General features: G+C 68.5%; 1 protein-coding gene. It reads left to right on the top strand.

The window, feature by feature from the left end; all coding sequences use genetic code 11:
• On the top strand, positions 1-219 hold a 219-nt coding region (locus tag BIU98_RS19735; RefSeq protein ID WP_217635718.1), incomplete at its 5' end, for a hypothetical protein.
• Positions 220-295: the final 76 nt, after the last annotated feature.

The raw sequence follows: 295 nt of genomic DNA, 5'->3' as shown, positions 1-295 counted from the left end.
TTCGTGCGGGCACGGAACCACCCAGGCCACGCTGCGGCCGCCCAGATCACCGGTTTGGTAACGGGTCTGCTGGCCATGGGGCCTGCGATCGGCCTTTGGGGCGTCTTCGGAGCGCCCGTCGCTCTCGGCATCGGCGAGCTCGTCACGCTGACGGCCATCGCCGTCGCTCTCGTAGTCCTGCGCCGCCTGGGCACGGGCGAAGGAGGAACACATGTCTGACGACACAGGCCCGGCGGAGGAGGCAAGGGTAAGCGTCTTAGTATTCGCTCCTCGGTACCCCCCGGCCTATCGGGGC

Source organism: Curtobacterium sp. MMLR14_010 (assembly GCF_001865015.1).
In the GTDB taxonomy this organism is placed as follows: domain Bacteria; phylum Actinomycetota; class Actinomycetes; order Actinomycetales; family Microbacteriaceae; genus Curtobacterium.
The sequence above is the reverse complement of the archived record's forward strand: the minus strand, read 5'-3'. Positions and strand labels throughout refer to the sequence as shown.